Source organism: Photobacterium aphoticum, from assembly GCF_001029435.1.
GTDB classification, from domain to species: Bacteria; Pseudomonadota; Gammaproteobacteria; order Enterobacterales; family Vibrionaceae; genus Photobacterium; species Photobacterium aphoticum.
In genome coordinates this window covers 48,343-65,979 of the sequence record NZ_LDOV01000022.1, presented here as the reverse complement: position 1 = coordinate 65,979, position 17,637 = coordinate 48,343, and the positions used below count along the sequence as shown (strand labels likewise).

The 17,637-nt window shown below is 43.5% G+C and carries 17 protein-coding genes; 2 read left to right on the top strand and 15 right to left on the bottom strand.

The genetic code is table 11. The features are described 5' to 3' along the window. Nucleotides 1-157: 157 nt before the first annotated feature. Genes ABT58_RS23505 through ABT58_RS12230 form a run of 4 tightly spaced genes read right to left on the bottom strand, consistent with a single transcriptional unit; the run spans nt 158 to nt 1,973 of the window. Complete coding sequence (locus ABT58_RS23505) at nt 158-688, bottom strand: PilW family protein (protein ID WP_053063071.1); 531 nt, start codon at nt 686-688, stop codon at nt 158-160. Further along, the gene (locus tag ABT58_RS12240) at nt 678-1,112 is read right to left on the bottom strand and encodes a type IV pilus modification PilV family protein (RefSeq protein ID WP_047874696.1); all 435 of its coding nucleotides are present in this window, start codon (nt 1,110-1,112) and stop codon (nt 678-680) included. The genes ABT58_RS23505 and ABT58_RS12240 overlap by 11 nt, the downstream gene beginning before the upstream one ends. Next, entirely contained in the window at nt 1,109-1,564 is a 456-nt protein-coding gene (locus ABT58_RS12235) for a GspH/FimT family pseudopilin (RefSeq protein WP_047874695.1), read from the bottom strand. The genes ABT58_RS12240 and ABT58_RS12235 overlap by 4 nt, the downstream gene beginning before the upstream one ends. A gap of 4 nt (nt 1,565-1,568) precedes the next feature. Further along, nucleotides 1,569-1,973, bottom strand: coding sequence for a type IV pilin protein (locus ABT58_RS12230; RefSeq protein WP_047874694.1), 405 nt, complete (start codon nt 1,971-1,973; stop codon nt 1,569-1,571). A gap of 818 nt (nt 1,974-2,791) precedes the next feature. On the opposite strand from ABT58_RS12230, the gene ABT58_RS23500 reads away from it, so the two are divergent. Continuing rightward, nucleotides 2,792-3,658 carry an alpha/beta hydrolase gene (locus ABT58_RS23500; protein ID WP_053063070.1) on the top strand — a complete coding sequence of 289 codons (867 nt, stop codon included), beginning with the start codon at nt 2,792-2,794 and terminating at the stop codon, nt 3,656-3,658. Between the two features lie 37 nt (nt 3,659-3,695). Here ABT58_RS23500 and ABT58_RS12220 read toward each other — a convergent pair whose 3' ends face one another. The 7 genes from ABT58_RS12220 to ABT58_RS12190 all read right to left on the bottom strand — a co-directional run bounded on the left by ABT58_RS12220 (nt 3,696) and on the right by ABT58_RS12190 (nt 10,256). Beyond that, nucleotides 3,696-4,568, bottom strand: a complete 873-nt coding sequence (locus ABT58_RS12220; protein WP_047874693.1) for a hypothetical protein — start codon at nt 4,566-4,568, stop codon at nt 3,696-3,698. Between the two features lie 227 nt (nt 4,569-4,795). Then, nucleotides 4,796-5,356, bottom strand: coding sequence for a GNAT family N-acetyltransferase (locus ABT58_RS12215; protein ID WP_047874692.1), 561 nt, complete (start codon nt 5,354-5,356; stop codon nt 4,796-4,798). A gap of 31 nt (nt 5,357-5,387) precedes the next feature. Continuing rightward, entirely contained in the window at nt 5,388-5,900 is a 513-nt protein-coding gene (locus ABT58_RS12210; protein WP_047874691.1) for a GNAT family N-acetyltransferase, read from the bottom strand. Between the two features lie 271 nt (nt 5,901-6,171). Beyond that, nucleotides 6,172-6,636 carry a DUF6985 domain-containing protein gene (locus ABT58_RS12205; RefSeq protein WP_047874690.1) on the bottom strand — a complete coding sequence of 155 codons (465 nt, stop codon included), beginning with the start codon at nt 6,634-6,636 and terminating at the stop codon, nt 6,172-6,174. A 634-nt stretch (nt 6,637-7,270) separates the two neighbouring features. Then, nucleotides 7,271-7,948, bottom strand: coding sequence for a hypothetical protein (locus ABT58_RS12200; RefSeq protein WP_047874689.1), 678 nt, complete (start codon nt 7,946-7,948; stop codon nt 7,271-7,273). A gap of 628 nt (nt 7,949-8,576) precedes the next feature. Then, nucleotides 8,577-9,482 (bottom strand): restriction endonuclease, encoded by a 906-nt coding sequence (locus ABT58_RS12195; RefSeq protein ID WP_047874688.1) that lies wholly within the window; start codon nt 9,480-9,482, stop codon nt 8,577-8,579. Nucleotides 9,483-9,623: 141 nt separating this feature from the next. Next, on the bottom strand, nt 9,624-10,256 hold the full coding sequence (locus tag ABT58_RS12190; RefSeq protein ID WP_047874830.1) for a GIY-YIG nuclease family protein: 633 nt from the start codon (nt 10,254-10,256) through the stop codon (nt 9,624-9,626). 97 nt (nt 10,257-10,353) lie between these two features. Here ABT58_RS12190 and ABT58_RS12185 point away from each other — a divergent pair, with 97 nt between their 5' ends. Then, complete coding sequence (locus ABT58_RS12185; protein WP_047874687.1) at nt 10,354-11,274, top strand: IS110 family RNA-guided transposase; 921 nt, start codon at nt 10,354-10,356, stop codon at nt 11,272-11,274. Nucleotides 11,275-11,654: 380 nt separating this feature from the next. On the opposite strand, the gene ABT58_RS12180 is transcribed toward ABT58_RS12185, so the two are convergent. The 4 genes from ABT58_RS12180 to ABT58_RS12165 all read right to left on the bottom strand — a co-directional run bounded on the left by ABT58_RS12180 (nt 11,655) and on the right by ABT58_RS12165 (nt 17,347). After that, complete coding sequence (locus ABT58_RS12180; RefSeq protein ID WP_047874686.1) at nt 11,655-12,464, bottom strand: hypothetical protein; 810 nt, start codon at nt 12,462-12,464, stop codon at nt 11,655-11,657. A 319-nt stretch (nt 12,465-12,783) separates the two neighbouring features. Further along, entirely contained in the window at nt 12,784-14,448 is a 1,665-nt protein-coding gene (locus tag ABT58_RS12175; RefSeq protein WP_047874685.1) for a BCCT family transporter, read from the bottom strand. Between the two features lie 257 nt (nt 14,449-14,705). After that, nucleotides 14,706-15,470: a 3'-5' exonuclease gene (locus ABT58_RS12170; protein WP_047874684.1), complete on the bottom strand. Its 765-nt coding sequence runs from the start codon at nt 15,468-15,470 to the stop codon at nt 14,706-14,708. Beyond that, a complete protein-coding gene (locus tag ABT58_RS12165; RefSeq protein WP_047874683.1) occupies nt 15,467-17,347 on the bottom strand; it encodes a DUF294 nucleotidyltransferase-like domain-containing protein in 1,881 nt (626 codons plus the stop codon). Before ABT58_RS12165 ends, ABT58_RS12170 begins: the two co-directional genes overlap by 4 nt. Nucleotides 17,348-17,637: the final 290 nt, after the last annotated feature.

Genomic DNA, 17,637 nt, shown 5'->3' with positions numbered 1-17,637 from the left:
TCCGGATGCTGTTTAGCATGATGTATAGCGTGTTGTCTGATTTGTTGTGAGGAATGCTGCTGTTTTGTGAATATGTTTGTGAGTGAATTTGTATGTGGCTTGGCATGCTGCATGGCCGGTTTCGATGAAAATCGCATTACATATAACCTCGGCACCTTTAACCTCCTGTCGCCTTAGTGAGAATAATCCCTGTCAGGGCTATATCGATTTGAACAGGGGCTGCGGCCCCGACGCCCGCTACTTCACCGTCCTGTGCCAGCGGTGTCACGGTGATTGAAACCAAATTCTCTGTGCGCTCAAAAGCGATATCGTGCAACCCCGTCATAATCGTTTGGAGGTGCCCGCTGATGTTGCACTGTAAATGCATACCATTGCGGCTAAAGGTTTCGGTATAAGGCGCGGTGGGGCGAGATCCGTCACATGCGACAGTATTGGCCGCTTGTTTGGTTTCTATCTGGCCAATGTGTGAGATGGTCACGTGCTTGGCCTGTTTCAGGCTGCGCGTGAACGTCTCTGTGCTGAAACGCAACACTTCTTGGGCATTTTCTATATTCTTACTGCTTTGGATAACGCCTTTGATGGAGGAATAGCCCATGATGCTGCCCATAATAAGGATCATGCTCACAGCCATCCCCACCAATAACTCCACCAAGGTAAAACCCGCGTATTTTTTGTTTTTAAATGGCATGGCAACGACTCGGCAATTTAGGGAAGGTTACATTCACGTTAATCTGATTTTCACTGCGCGCTTCATCATTCACGCGGGTATCATCCCATGCGACATTCACGGTAAAGTTATTGGTAAAGGCGTGCGCTTCCACCCCGACTAACGTCAATGTATAACCGGGGAGATCCGGCGATAACGTCGTATCGATATAGGGCTGATCAAATTCTTTTACGCCATGCTGCAGGGCACAAGCATCATTCCATACCCGCTCTACCGCATTGTTGGCTTGTATCATGGCCAAGGTGTACTGAAAGCTATTGTTGGCATATTGAAGGGACTTAAGTTGACCCGCTGCCAATGCCAATAGCGCGACACTCGAGATAAATAACGCCACTAACGCCTCTATCAAGGAAAAACCACGTTGTGACGGATGCTGTAACGTCATAAACAACTCGCCTCCTTCTTGAGTACACTCTGTCCACTGGAAAACACACACAGGTAACGATCAGCCGTTTGGCTATCGCCGTCTGTAATAATGAATTGCGCCGTCGGCATTGCGCCGGTTTTTGACACCGTCATATTTCTTAGATTGCTAATAGACACAGAAGGATGTGAAGGCATAAATTCCGCCAGCGTTTCTTCCTCTGGGGTACCGGCATGGATTTTGACTAACCACTTGGTGTCCAACACCACTAAGTTGATTTGCTCAGCGCGTTTGGCCGCTTCGCCACGGGCAAACTTCACCACGCTGTGCAATTGATTCGCATTGGTGACGATACGTTCGTTTTTCACTTGCGAAGAAAAGGAAGGTAATGCGGCAGCCGCTAAAATGCAGACAATGCTGATGGTCACAAACAGTTCTAAGATTGTAAAACCACCCTGTTTCCGTTGCGCCATCACACTACCTCCAGCAATGAGGCAAAACGGCATTTTTTTGCCCTGCATGATTGATACTCAAGTTGCCACACTCATCACCGGATTGTGCCCCTTGCGGGATAGACGTTAACGTGAACGTCATGGAATCATTCAAATTACCCGGCGTTAATGTCGCGGCAGTCGATGCTTCATACGTAAAGCGATAGTGCTCTGTCGGGCTGACCGTAAAACTGTCTGGGTAACCGCCTAAACGCGTAAACTGTCGTTCTAAAATGGCGACTTGCTGGAGCAAAAACTGCTGCACATCAGCACGGCGAGCCTCTTGGACATGCTGTGTATAGGCCGGCGCGGCAATCGTTACTAATACCCCGATAATCGCCACGACGAACAGTAATTCAATAAGGGTAAATCCTTTTTCCCACCCCTTCATACTCACCTCAACGTGATTTCTAATATTACAAACTTGTTAAAACCTGTAATGAGACTAACTATCATGTTTCAGATTGTAAATATGCAGAAAAGCCATAGGTAAAATACGCATGAGGAATATGCTTGATAATATGGAATAAGGGAGCAAGAGGTAATTGATAATAGTTACAACAAATCAAGACAAGATAAATGATGGGATATTTATCGATTTGTGACGTTTAAGAGTAATAATGAGGAGTAAATCATTTTAATATATTATCCACTTAAGATTATTGGATATATATCCTAATAATTAACCCATCAATTAAAATTTATATACAAACTAAAACAGGTCAATTTAAACCCAATTGTAATTCGTCATAAAATTGACACGTGAGGCGAGCGATATTTATAAATTCCTGCCAACAGCGATCCATTTGTACCTTTTGTGACTCGAATCACCACGGCAATACGAAATTGTGACAGAAGTATGAATAATCAATTATCACGATTTACTGAGGATAATTGGAACGGCAGCCAATGATTCCTGAATTTTCCTGTCTCAGAACCCTTTTTTATAAAATGATGGCGCGAGCACAACGTCAATAATAAACCACCTTCGTATCAATTATATATTTGACACTTCTCTCAGTATTATTTTATCCCTATAGCAAATCCCTAACATTCACCATAATGTGCTCACTCATCAATCCCTAAATTTCAGAGAGGTGGATCGTCTCCATTCAATAGTGAAACGGTACGTGCAGTTCATTTACCGATATCTCATTTCAAGATATTGGCGTTGTTGGCTATTAAATAGTTATAAGGATAGAACACTGTATGTTTATGAAATTCAAAAAATCATGGATGATCCTCGCCATCACTTTTGTTGCGGGTTGTAATAGCGGCGGTGACAAAGAACATGACTACTCTCTCTACGAGCGCTATGGCGAACCGACCTACCGTTTAAAATCTGCGTATACCATCGACCTTCTAAACCATAAAATTGGTACACATGAATACCCGATTTACGTTCACACACCTGCAGATTATGACGCTGATGGTTACCCCTACCCTGTAATTTATGCCACCGATGGACAGTGGACCAGTAGCGAATACGACGCCATATTGGATGAACTCGGCACGCAAGTGATCTTGGTCAGTATTGGCGAAGGCCCGCGTAACCAGAGGCAGCGAGATTACATTCAACCAGGCCTTGATAATTACTTTAAGTTCTTAAGCAAAGAACTCATCCCGCAGATAGAAAATGATTACAACATCGACCCTAAACAGCGACTGCTGGTGGGTTATTCATTTGGCGGTAACATGGCAGGCACCATCATGATGTTGGATGATCCTTTTGATCCTGTCTTTAATGCCTATGCGGCGTATGATCCTGCGTTTCGTCACACGTTCAACCACCAAATTCATGAATTCAATGATTACTTTGACCAACTGGTTGATGACCGTTATGCCGCATCTGAGGTGTGGGATACCGAGTTCCTAATGACTGGCGCACTACAATCTACCCTGGCAGAAAACGTAGAAACACACTCGGAAAGACTCAACAAGCGGGGATTCCAAGATCTGAAAATTGAAACGGCCTATTTTGATGTTGACCATGACAACATTGCCTTACCGTCATTCAGATACACCGTGGAATATTTCTACCCAACGAATCCTATTCCTAACCCTACCGACAAGTAAATATTAAATAAAAACCGCCTCTTCGGGGCGGTTTTACTCAGAATGAATCTATTCGCATTGTTTTACACAACCCATCTTGGCAGAAGAATTCCAACACTTCATCATTACCAATGGCATAACGCACTTTGTTAGTCTCCAAGTTTTCCAAAACTTGAGGCGGTAAATCAGGGTAACGCATATCAATAAGCCAAATCTTAGGAAAATCTGTGACAATTTTTATTTCACCGAACTGCTTATTGTCTCTCGTTACTAAATAGTTAACCCTATACTCCACTTGAAAATCTGTCGTCAATCCACCATACAGAGGAGGATATCTAGAGTTATCTTTGTTCCGCGAGGTTTCATACGTTCTTTCATATGCAGGCGTCTGTTCTAAGAAAAATTGATAAAAGTCATTACGATTAGAAAAAAGACTTCCCTCATGCTCGAGAACATCTATTTCCTGACGAGATTCGTTGTATCTATTTTGCACCATTAATACAATGTGAGGATTGAGAGAAACGGTATAGAAATGATAAGGCAAGGCTCCCCAGTACCGACTATTGAAATTCATCGTTTTTTGCCAAATCTCAAGGCTAGTCGGCAATGTCTCTTTTGTCGCACGAAAACCTAAGGTACTAACAAATCCCCAGTACATCATTTCTTCATACAAGTGATTCAGTACGTATTTTGTCAGGCTATCATCATCGAAATTTAATTTTTTTCCATTGTGGTCGGTATACTTAGTGTCATGACACCGTCCCGATGCAGAATAGCACGACCAGTTTTTAGTCCACCAAATGGCTCGCTGGTTTTTCGCCGTCCACGTCAAGGTAGAATCAGCACGACTCGATTTTTCCCATGGTATCAGTGCTGAACAACCAGCGTTTATAAACAGCATAGAGAAGAGTATGAACTTGCTGATTTTCACTGAAATTCCTTTTCCAAAAATCACTCATTGCCTGATATTGCCACACATTTAAGCATGATTCCCCATTGACGTTTTATCACGGACACATGCCTTCATCAAAAAATGAACGCCAAACATCTAACTACCCTCAATCCCACATAGTCAGGCTGCATGAGCGAACCAGGGCAATGAAAGAAATGCGTGAAACATCCGCTTTTCAGGCCCGCCTTGAACAACACCGATAGAGATCACTGACTTTCATTTTGAAGATGGGCTATTTGTTCTCTCGTTTTTGCATATATGGCTGTGCCCGATAATTCCCCTGACGGCAGCCTTCTTTCATTACGCAGGAGCCCTTCGAAAACATACCCGCTACGCTCTGCAACGGATCGGCTTTTTAGGTTGTGCTCCGCCGCTTTGATTTCTATTCGGTTAGCGTTAAGCTCTTCAAATGCATATTTTTCTACGGCCTTAACAGCCTCTGAAATGAAACCATAACCCACACTTGAAGTCCGCAGCCAATAACCAATTTCAAAAAAGGGTACTGTTTTATCGCGGATGATTAACCCAATAGCACCAAGAAAGCGGCCTGTATCCTTTTCTATGATTGAATAGCGTAACTCGCCTTCAAAATTATCAAAGTTACTGATCGCTTGCTTGGTATTTTCAATTGATTCAGCTTCAGTTAATGCATACGGAACCCAAGGAAGGAAAATACTGAGTTCATTTTGACTTTCTAATATCGCTTCGAGCATCAACGGCTGATTCTCCAATGAAGGAGGAAGTAACTTCAGTCTCTCTGTTTCCATATACATCTATTCCCTTATTGCCAATTTAGGCTTATTTCAGAATTTGCGTACTCGCTGCATCTGAGTAACAAAACACGTGATTTTGATGCAGTTCACCCTCTAGCTCAAAGTTTAATTCACCAACATTTTTGAAGCCGTATTTTCGATAAAAATCGATCGCTTTTTGATTGTTTACCCAAGCGGACAGCCAAAATGAAGCACCATGTTGAACTTTAACTTCATCCAGCAATTTTCTACCAACACCCTGCCCCTGAAAATGCTCAGACACATATAATGTTGTGACTTCATACCCATGGTCTCCATCATTGAATGTTGAATCCAAATCAACGCTGATAAAGCCAACAAGATGGTCTTCTTGTCTGTAAACCCATATTTGGCATGCAGGGTTACTTAAAATCTGCTGGAAGCGATGCTCTGTAAACGTCGACAGAGCATAATGCGAAAGCTTTGCTCGCAGCCCTTGGATTGCATATGTATGCAGCCAAACCTGTAGTGACAAAGCCGCTAAATCAAGGCAATCACTTGGCCTTGCTTTCCTAATCATCAAAAACCTCCATGTCACGAACCAGATCTGATCCTGAAGCTAACCAATGCGAAGTAGCCATTCTCTTTGAACCGAGCCAACTCGGCTTAAATGATATATGGCTAAGGGAACCACTTTTCCTACTTGCCTTCCAATGGCTCATATATATTAGTCTGGGTATAGTTTTAGCCCTACATTTAGCTCTTCAAGTCGCTTTATCCTCTGTAACATCCCATGTTCATGCGGCTATTTGGGAGCGCATTAGAAATAACAGTTCGACCACAGCGACCCGTTAAAGGGTAAAAGCGAGATCTTGATCACCAATCTCTTCAACGATCCAATTTTTGAGTATTATCCCAAGGCCATGTTCAGGTTCCCATGAACACTCGAACAGTAGTCCGACAGCTTCTTCAGATGGATCAAGTTCGCCAATGCAAATACCAGTGGGAGTAATCAAACTCTTCAACTGATCAATGTGATCTATTATCGGAGCTATTTCATCAGCACTACTCCCAAATTGGGCTCTTAAATCGGGCAATCCTTCTTGATAATACTTAAAGAGTGCTTGGTACAACACTTCTATCAATTGTTCTTCTTTCTGGAGAAATTTTTCTACAATTTGAAGTTGCCAATTTTCTACGTGGCCATTATCAGATGGTATAATTAACTCTACTTCGGCTTCTAGTAACACGCTGTGAAACGGAATCAAGTACGTTCCATACTCATCTGGTTTATACTTGCTGAGATCGATATTCATAATGACCTTTCAATTGCAGTAAAGCTATGTGATTCATATTTATTTTCCATCTAAAACTCCTAATTCGTATAACGAATGAGATAAATTGCCCTCATCCGGCTCTGCCATACTAGATGAGCTGGTTCGATAAAACCTCAGAGGGCGCCCTATCACTTTCACTTTATGGCATTGTTCTTGCGGCATTCCACAAAGAATCCGCTTTAGTATCCATGGTAAAGATGTGACAGACAAGTTACTGATCCACAAAACAATATCTAGTTATAAGGTTCTTGTGACGTTTGCAAATATCCCGCCAGTCCTCATTGGTATTGAAGCCTACTGTGCTTCCCATTATTGTGCGCGTGAACTGAACAAACTCGGTCATACTGTAAGAATCATGGCCTTCGTTGGCTTCAGCCGACCGAGATAGCCGAAAGGCGAACAAAATAAAGGTGACAGTCCCGAGACAGCAAAACAGCTAACTCATTGATAAATCGACATTCACTTGCTTATCTTGGCATCGCTCGTCTTGAGGAAAGGGACTGAGCGATGTTCCCACCAAACCCAATCGCACAATTTACTTTATATAGAGGCGTCGGGCTTCTTCAACACCCGGGATTTAGTGTTGGCTGCGCAACACCTTAATCCTTATTTGTTATGATTCAAGCTCGATAAAGTCGATGAAATTTTGCCCTACTGAAGTACCTACTGAGTCTAACCGAGCTTCATGAAACTGTTTGATCCGAACCATTCCGAACCGATTTAAATCAGAAATGATTAAATCGATGATAGGGTCATTTGAGCTGACATCGGAATAAGTTTTTTCCCAAACATTACGTAAGTCTCCCCAATGAGTATAACTATTTGGATTTGTATTCAATTTCTGAATGTAGTGGTCGGGTGTTGATAAGAAGTGCAGAATTCGAAAGTGAAGTGGCGTCATTTCGTCGATGAACCGGATAAACATTAACTTTATGGTCTCATCTATTTCGTTATTTAATACTGTATTTTTTACAGCATTATTTAGCGCTTTGATTTTTTCTTCTTGGTGAGTCCGGACTGCAATGTTTGATGCTTGAAGATACGCAGATATAAAAGCATCATGCTCAGAAAGCTTTTCTGGCGTGAGATTTTCAACCTTTTCACAAACTTCATCAACCGTACTCGCTAATAAGATCAACCAATCTTCTTTACGCTTATCAATTGGTGCTGAAAAAACCGTTTCAAATAACGTAGCCAGAGCACCGCCAGCTAATGGGATAACATTAAGCGTAGCTTTTACTCCCGCATGCCCGTAGTCTTTCCATTCTTTATTTTGAGGTAATTCTTCCATACTCACTCCTGAATCATAATGAATGACATGGACTCCCCCTCATCCAGCTCTGCCACACTTGATGAGTGAGGCTCGATAAATCTCGGAGGCCACCATGTCACTTTCAATCTATGGCATTGATCTTGCCAAACATAGCTTCAGTATCCATGGCAAAGACGCGACAGGCAAGGTACTGATCCACAAAACTCTTTTCTTAAAATAAATTTAGGGGAAGATCTAAAGTTCTTGCAACGTTTGCTAATATCACGCCAGTCCTCATTGGTATTGAAGCCTATAGTGCTTCCCATTATTGTGAGCGTGAACTGTTCAAACTCGCTCGGTCATACTGTAAGAATCATGGCCTTCGTTGGCGTCAACCGACCGAGATAGCCGAAAGGCGAACATAATAAGGATAATGGTGCAATGACAAGCGACACAGAAGGAAGGTGACAGTCCAAAGACAGCAAAACAGTTAACTCATTGATAAGTCGACATTCACGTGCTTATCTCGGCATCGCTCGTCTTGAGGAAAGGGACTGAGCGATGTCCCCTCCAAACCCAATCGCACAATTTACTTTATAAAGAAGCATCGGGCTTGTTCAACACCCGGGATTTAGTGTTGGCTGCGCAACACCTTAATCCTTGTTTGTTAGGTAGCGCTATACCCACTAGCTTTGACCTTAACCAATGCCATTTTTACAAGTGAGTTTGGTGGTAAGCTTATCTTACTTTTATCGATAAGCTTCAAACACTGATGGTAGTTAGAAAATACCTCGCTGGGTAGGATCATTGTTGAGTCGTCACCAGAATGACACTTGAGTAACAGTGAATCTGTAACATCATGAATATATGAAAAATAATACCTTTTATCAAAGTCCACAATCAATTCATAATCTGTCACTTCAACTGGACCTCCTTGAGAGTCCCGGACGTAAAACGGAGGCTTCAAACTACCAACCTTTAGACTCACCCTGTCGTTTTGATAAATAAAGTGACTATCCAAAAAATCAGGAGTTTCATTCCAGTTTTTGATAAAGCTTGCAACAAGGTCCACATCGTTTATCACATTAATAGCTGATTGCTTAATTATTGTTCCTTTTTTAGCCTTAATGGTCGGATTAACGACTATGCTAGCGACTCTTGCTTCTGTTAGAAGCATAGGTAACTCTAGATCCAATTCCCATTTTTCGCTGTTAGCTTGATGTGCAGAGAATAAGGATATACCTAGTCTTTTAGCTTTAGCTATTGCAGTTGAGCTAAAGCCTTTTCTAGAAACAACAACACCTTTATGTGCAGAAACATCTTGCATTACAGAATGGAAACCATCGATAACTTTAACATCAATTTTTTTGTTGTAGTCTTTACATTCAACAATGGTTCTAAACTCAATACCTGCAAATTTCGATGTTATGAGTAAATCAATCTGTCTCTCGCCATCAATGCCTTGTAAGCTTACATTACGACGAATAGAAACATCATCATGTTGCCCTGAAATCGCTTTAAAAATTCTCTCAGTCAACAACTCAAACTCTAAGCCATTATTACTTTTTGACATCGCTATATTTCCAATAAGCTACCTAACGCTTGCATAACACGTTTGCTACGATACAGACCTAGCTGAATTTTACTGCCTTAATCACTGAAACTAAAGGCAAACCGACAACGCCGAGTGTAGCAAATCGTGTTGATGCATTTGTTATACAATAAACTCATCTTGCCAAAAATCTGTTTCATTACATATATTCTGAACATGTATTTGGCTATATAGAAATTCAGGTTCCTCTTTTCTATACTGAACATTTAATTCTGGCTGAGTAATGTAAATCAAATTAGCTTCAAATGACGATAATATTTCAGCCGAAAGTTCATAGGGTTGAATTAATTCTATGGGTAGATGCTTACCATCTTTTATAAAAATCACACTACATTGATATAACCTTTTAGATAGCCCGTCATATTTAGGGTGATGAAGTAATGAAATTGCTTTATGTCCTGATTTAAAACGACTATTAGATGATGATGTCTTACCTACGTATACAAGTTTTTCATCATCGTCATCACCTACTGTTATTAAGTAAATCGGGTAACAAGCTAATGGAGCATCTCCTATACAATTACTTTCTAGATAATGCACATTATCACTCCAAGATTCTTTCAAAGACTGTGGTTTTAGATCTACTGATTTATATAACTCATTCGCTGTTTGGATTGCTAAAAAACATCCAATACCCTCTGTTGGTTGTAATAGTTCAACGTTTTTAAGACCACGCTTCAAGTACATTTGATTTGGGTAATTCCACAATGGTCTAAATGTATGTTCTATTGGCACAAAGCCTCCTTTATTGTATAACGAATGACATGGACTCCCCCTCATCCGGCTCTGCCACACTTGATGAGTCAGGCTCGATAAAATCTTGGAGGCCACCATGTCACTTTCAATCTATGGCATTGATCTTGCCAAACATAGCTTCAGTATCCATGGCGAAGATGCGACAGGCAAGGTACTGATCCACAAAACAATATCAAGATCTAAAGTTCTTGCAACGTTTGCTAATATCCCGCCAGCCCTCATTGGTATTGAAGCCTGTGGCGCTTCCCATTATTGGGCGCGTAAATTGACCAAACTCGGTCATACTGTAAAAATCATGGCATCGAAATATGTGGCGCCTTTCAGGACAGGTGCCAAAAACGACCTCAACGATGCAGCTGCTATTTGCGTCGCTGTCACCCGTCCTTCAACGCGCTTCGTTAAAATCAAATCAGCTGAGCAGCAAGCCATTTTGATGCTTCACCGTGCTCGTGATAATTGGGTACATGAACGTACCGCATTACTTAATCAAATCCGCGCCATCATGGCGGAGTTCGGCATCATCACACCGAAAGGAAGGCACGCTTTGCAATCCATGATCCCGCTTGTGCTTGAGGACGCTGACAATCAATTACCGGATTTAGCCAGAGCGATCATTGCTGATTGTTATGAACATCTCTGTTGTATCAATCAACGCATTAGTGACCAAGAACATTTCTTCGATATGCTGATATCTCGTAGCCATAATGCGAAAAAGATAATGAAAGTGGCAGGTATTGGCCCCATTACAGCAACAGCTATCATTGCCAGTGTGGGTAAAGGTGAGCAATTTGATAAAGGCCGCGATTTTGCCGCCTGGCTGGGTTTAGTACCGACCCAGTATTCCACGGGTGGTAAACCAAGGCTCAGCCTTTGGTGTAAAAGCTTGGTTGAGCGACGGGGATTGAAACGAGCCATTGTGGCATTAGCCGCTAAAAATGCTCGTATTGTCTGGTCATTGCTGTATCACGATACAGAATACGCCCCCATGAATAACTAACAGATGTAGAAACTCATTTATCACGGAGAAATACGCTTCACCGGGTCATTGCAATAGCCAATGATGATGTAAGGTTCAGACCTTTTGCGGGAAAACCTGATAATGCGGCGGGCACAAAAGATGCCTTCTAACGAATGAGGAACCGCAACCGCGTAGTGTCATCAGGGTCATGGCGACGAATACGCCAATAAACAGACCGAATGTGAGCGGCAGTCCCAAACCTTATATTACCTGACGCTGTTGTTGACAACCGGGGGAGTCCATGTAGCCCAATTAAGGGGTGAACAACGCCTCCACCCAAACTAAAACAGTGCCATAAACACTAAATTTGAAATAGAAGCAAAAATGCCGAGCGTTGTGAATCCCTCTTAAATTGCTTGTTAAGACTCTGGTTGAGTAGTTTCTCTAACGGTAATTTCCGGAGAATCAAAGTCAATAGCAATTAAGTAGCCAGTTTTGTACTTCTCTCTCAAGTGGAGAAGCATCGGGTTCATTAATGGTGTCAAATAACTATCGGCAGGCTTAGAACGAGGCTTATCAACATCAGGGAGGTAACAAGCCCCTTGAGACTCTTCGAGATAGGGGTCTATAACCGCTTTACCAAACACATTCGAAAGTAACGAACTTCGTAAAGCATCATAACATTTAGAGTAAGGGTTGAGACACAATTTAAGTAGCGGAACTCCATTGTGGTCAATGTACCCCTCTATCACTGCATCTATATCGTCCTTCCTTCTATACAATTCAGCGTGATAGAAAAAATAGCATGGCTTCATGCGATTATTATCCATATTCATTACACGAGTTCTTCCATAGAGTGTATCTACTAAATTATCCGACTTCGTGATGCTATTTATACCCTCAGATAAAACAAATAGAATTTTATAATCATGATCATGTATTTTGGCACTTGATCTAAGTTGATGAGCACCACTTCTTATAATTGTAGAAATTGCCTCATCTCTACCTAGAGAACCTTCAGCAACATGTGGCTCTCCCGACGATAGCATTTGCTCTTTCTCTTTGACTAAATCAAAGTCATCAGTTTTTAACTTTGCTTCAATGATATACATTTCATCTTCTATCATTCCAATAAAGTCAGCCTCTTTTCTATCGTTTCTAGCTGGAAGTTGGGATACTTTAATTCCAATTTTAGTTAGTACCTCGAATGCGATTTTGTCTGAGTCCATTTATTACCCTCGTTCAACTTGAGACTTAACAACTTTATATATGGAACTACGCTACCTTACAATGCTACATATCACCATTAGCAGATGCTAACGTAACGAATAACTAATTGATATTAATATGCTATCTTATCAAGTCTTGGGGAAATTGTAGAATCATTCCACATATCACATTCTACATTTTCATCATCCGAATGAAGTCACATTTTAATGAGAAGACATGAAACGCAATACACTGTAGAGGTTCAAACACCACATACAAAAACGGCATGCCGAAGCATGCCGTTTTGTTAGTTATAAGCGTGATGTCATCACAAAGTGATTACGCGTGCGCTTTTTTACCCGCTTTTGCTTTCGGACGTGGTTCGTCCATCAAGCCTTTGATTAGCGAGACGGTCGCTACCAGCAATACCATGGTAAATGGTAGACCGGTCGTTACCGCCATTGCCTGCGCAGCGGCCAAGCCACCGCCCAGCATTAGGGCGATAGCCACCAAGCCTTCAAACGTACACCAGAACACACGCTGTGGTGTTGGTGCATCCACCTTACCGCCCGCTGCGATGGTGTCGATAACCAATGAGCCAGAGTCAGCAGAAGTGATGAAGAAGACAACCACCAGCACGATACCCACCAGTGACGTGATTTCAGTCAGTGGCATCACATCTAGCATCATGAACAGTTTCAATGGCAGTTCTGCATTGAATACCGCTTGGTAACCGTCGTTCACGTACTGGCTGATTGCCGTGCCGCCGAACGCGGTCATCCACAATACACACACAGTAGATGGGATCAGGATAACGCACACAATGAACTCACGCACAGAACGGCCACGAGAAACACGTGCAATGAACATACCTACGAATGGTGACCAGGAGATCCACCACGCCCAGTAGAACGCCGTCCAACCCTGAGAGTAGTTCACGTCTTCACGACCAAACGGCACAGACAGTGCAGGAATGTTCGCCAGGTACGCACCGATGTTCTCGAAGAAACCGGTGAAAATTGCCATGGTCGGACCCACAACAATCACGAACAGTAGCAACAATGCCGCCACGCCCATGTTGATTTCAGACAGACGCTTCACGCCGCTGTCCAGGCCCGCTACCACAGACATCAATGCCAGTGCCGTGATGATCACGATCAATACCACTTGGGTGGTTTCTGTCATTGGAATGCCAAACAAGAAGTTCAAACCGGTCGCCGCTTGCGATGCACCGTAACCCAAAGACGTTGCCAAACCGAACACGGTCGCCACAACAGCCAGGATATCGATGATGTGACCTGTCCAACCCCAAATACGCTCACCAAACAGTGGGTAGAAGATGGAACGCATGGTCAGTGGCAGGCCTTTGTTGAACGAGAAAATCGCCAAGCCCAGTGCCAACAACGCGTAGATTGACCAAGGGTGCAGTGCCCAGTGGTAAATCGTCGCTGCCATACCCAGTGCAGACGCCGCTTCAGTGTTACCCGCTGCTGCGCCCAAAGGTGCCCAGTCGGTACGAACGCCGTTTTCAATGGTGACGCCGTTCAATGCTGCACTGAAATGTGACATTGGCTCTGATACACCAAAGAACACCAGACCAATACCCATACCCGCAGCAAACAGCATCGCTAACCAACCTGCATAAGAATAGTCAGGAGTGGCTTCGGTACCACCGATACGTACACGACCTAATGGCGTGACAATCAGTACTAAACAGACAACAACAAAGACGTTACCCGCAGAAAGGAAGAACCAGTCCATGTTAGAAACTAACCATGCACGTAGCCCAGAAAAGAAAGGTTCGACTTGTTGTCTAAAGGTCAGTGTCACTATAACGAACAAAACGATCGCTAAGCCTGAAATAGCAAACACTCGGTTGTGGATATCAAGACCAAATGGTCCCACTTTCAAAGCAACGTTATCTTGGCCGATCTGGTAATCGGTATCGATAGCGTTAACTTTACCGTCGGGGCGTTGGATCCCGCCGTTATTATCGGTACTCACGAATTATCTCCTTAAAAATACGTGACCGTTTACATTTATTCTTACATTAAGCTGTATGAGTGATGGCTTGCATGCGACACTTATTACAATTTTGTACAAATAAACAGCAATTTAGAGAACTTGCTCTAACACCCATTCTAACGATAAAAAACACCTGAACACATTTCATGTTTTTATCGTTATCATTAAGATTTTCAATCAAACAGTGCTTTTTTTAGCTCAACCCGATGCTTTTTACGCATAATTCGAGCATTTTTTTACTGCCACAGCGCCGACAGCGGCATATCAGGATCGAAGTGATATTGCACTTGTGCCTGAAATAACTCGGCTGTTGCGAGGGCATCTGTTAACGCATGGTGAGGATGATACGCCGGTAAGCCGTATCGCTCTCGCGCATGACCCAAACGAACGGATCCTGGCTTTTTACGCTTTAACCAATTAAAAAATCCGGCACATTGTTGACGTTGTAGGGCATATTCAATGTCCAGGGTGTCGACAACCGGAAATTGGATCCCCTCCCCGATGCAGTTAATCAGGGCGTGATGGAAAAACTGACGCTCGATATTTTTGTAATGCACCAGCACAATTTTGCCGGCCATGGCTTCGAGGATCTGCGCCAGAATGGCATCCAGCTGCGGCGCATTTTTCACTTCAGAATCGGTAATGCCGTGGATCACGACAGACTCTTCATTCAATTCACGGTTCGGGTTCACCACCCAGTGACGTGAACCACTGCATTGAATGCGTGACAGCGTGAACGGCACCAGACCAATGGTCAGAATGGCATCGTCCTGCGCATTCAGTCCGGTGGTTTCAAAATCGATAGAAACAAACGGCACATCTTTTAATGGCGTGTCACCACTGATCATCGGCGTGGCGTAATACTGTTTCAGGCGCGCGTCTTTGGCTTCTGTTGCGAGTTGGGAAAACACGTCAGGCCATGTTGGTGTGCCCGACGTATTCAACAACTGCGCATTCAGAAAGGTGGTATTCTCAGCCTGTTGGCCGATTACCTCACTCATTTTCCGCTTCTCTGATAACGGTACTTCATGAAGTTCTGCGCATTACTTAAGATCTGGAATGCCGCTTTCAGATTACGACGCTCAAAATCTGACATGTGCTCAGGCTCGATGTTGTTATCCGGTTTTTCGCCGTTTTCAATATCCAACGCCTGATGACGAATACGCACCATGTAGATCAGCTCCATGGCATCTTTTAAGTCCATGCCCCGCCCTTTGGGCAGAATGCCGGCATCATTGATGTCATCTAATCGCTCAAACGAATTCTGAGAACGGGAACCGATGGCTAAAGCATGCACGCGGATCAGATCCGCCATCGGTGCGGTACCACGACGCTTGAGGTTAATGGAGTTACGGTGACGCCCGTCTTTTTCCATCACGAAATCTTTAAAGAAACCCAATGGTGGCGTTCGGCGAATGGCGTTATAGGCCATCGCGGCCAGGAAGCGATTATTTCTTTTCGCTCGGCGCACCACAAAGCTGCTGAGGTGTTCTGCCCACTTAAGGCGGCCGTGTACACCCAGTAAATCAAAGAAGATATTACTGTTAAGCAGACGTTCCGGTGTTGGATCATCAATCCAGCGGGCAAAGCACTCTTCCCATTCCGCACGGGTTTTACGCCATTCCGGATTGGTCGCCATGATGTCGCCGGTGCAGTATTCATAGCCACATTCAGCCAGACCATCACACACGAACTTGGCAAACTGCGCAAAGTATTCACCGTGCACGGCTTCATCGTAACTGTTGTCCAGAATCAGGGCGTTATCCTGATCGGTCACGATCAACTGCTCGTCACGGGCCATCGAGCCCATGGCAATCAAACAATACGGGATCGGTGCCGGGCCTAACTCTTGTTCAGCCAGTTCTGCCAAACGCTGCTTGAAGCTGCTGCCAATCACGGACATGGCGCGGCCAATCATATGAGCATTGGCATCTTCACTGACCATGCGCACGAAACAGTCTTTCACCTGCGAGGCTACCTGTTTGAGATCTTCCACGCTGGTTTGCTGGTAAATCGAGCTCACCAACAGCAAACTGTTCTGGGATTCATAACGGACGATATCCGTCATGCCAATCACGCCGATGGGCTTTTTGTCTTTTAGAATAGGCAGGTGGTGGGTGTTATAACGCAGCATGGTTAACATGGCTTCAAACACATAGGCGTTGTAATCCAACGACACCACATCGGTGGTCATCACTTCACTGACGGCAAAGTTCGTATCCAGCCCTTGTGCCAACACGCGAATACACAAATCGCGATCAGTCAGAATACCGAGTAGCTGATCATCATCTTCTTCAGTGATTTCTTCCGGTGGACGGACAATCAACAATGACGTGACATTTTCTTCCGCCATCAGCATGGCGGCTTCTTGAATGGTGGCCGTTGACGGCAAGGTCACCGGTTCACGACTGAGGATTTTACGGGCTTTGGCGGTGGTGAAATCATTGCCGTCATTCTGGTTAGAAATGGCGGTGCGCAGACGGGCGCTGTCTTCCAGCTCCATAAAGTCAGCGAAGTTTTCAAACTCATCACACAGTGCCACAAACATCTGCTCGGGAATGCAATACACCAAGGTATCTTCAATGGCTTTCACCGGCATACGCACGCGGTTATTCATGAGCAGGCCCATTTGCCCGAACAAACCACCCGCATCAATACGGTTATACAGTTCACCTTTACGGCGATAAACCTCTACGGCCCCGCTGCGGACCATGTACAAATCACGAATATCATCGCCAGATTTTAAAATGTCGGTGCCCTGCCGGAAATAGGCCACTTCCGCTTGCATCGCAATCTGCTTCAGGTGTTCTTCGGGTAGGTCATCAAAGGGGGGGTATTGGCTGATGAAATTGAGGACTTCTAACTGCTCAGCTTCCATTCATTTATTCCGTGCATCGCCTAAACATCAGCAATAAATATCACTGAAAACCGCATCAATCAACAACTAAATCATTGAAAATGCAATAGTTAAACGATTATATCCCGAATAAAATGTCGTATTTTTCACTCATTTATTTTGGCGCGATTTTTTGCTTGCAAGCCAAAATACCGCCGTTTTTATGTTGCATATTAACAAGATAGAAAACACAGGTTGTTAACTAATCAGAAAAAAACACTGATTTTTTCCATAACAAACACAGACAAAATGTATGGATAAATAAATATGAC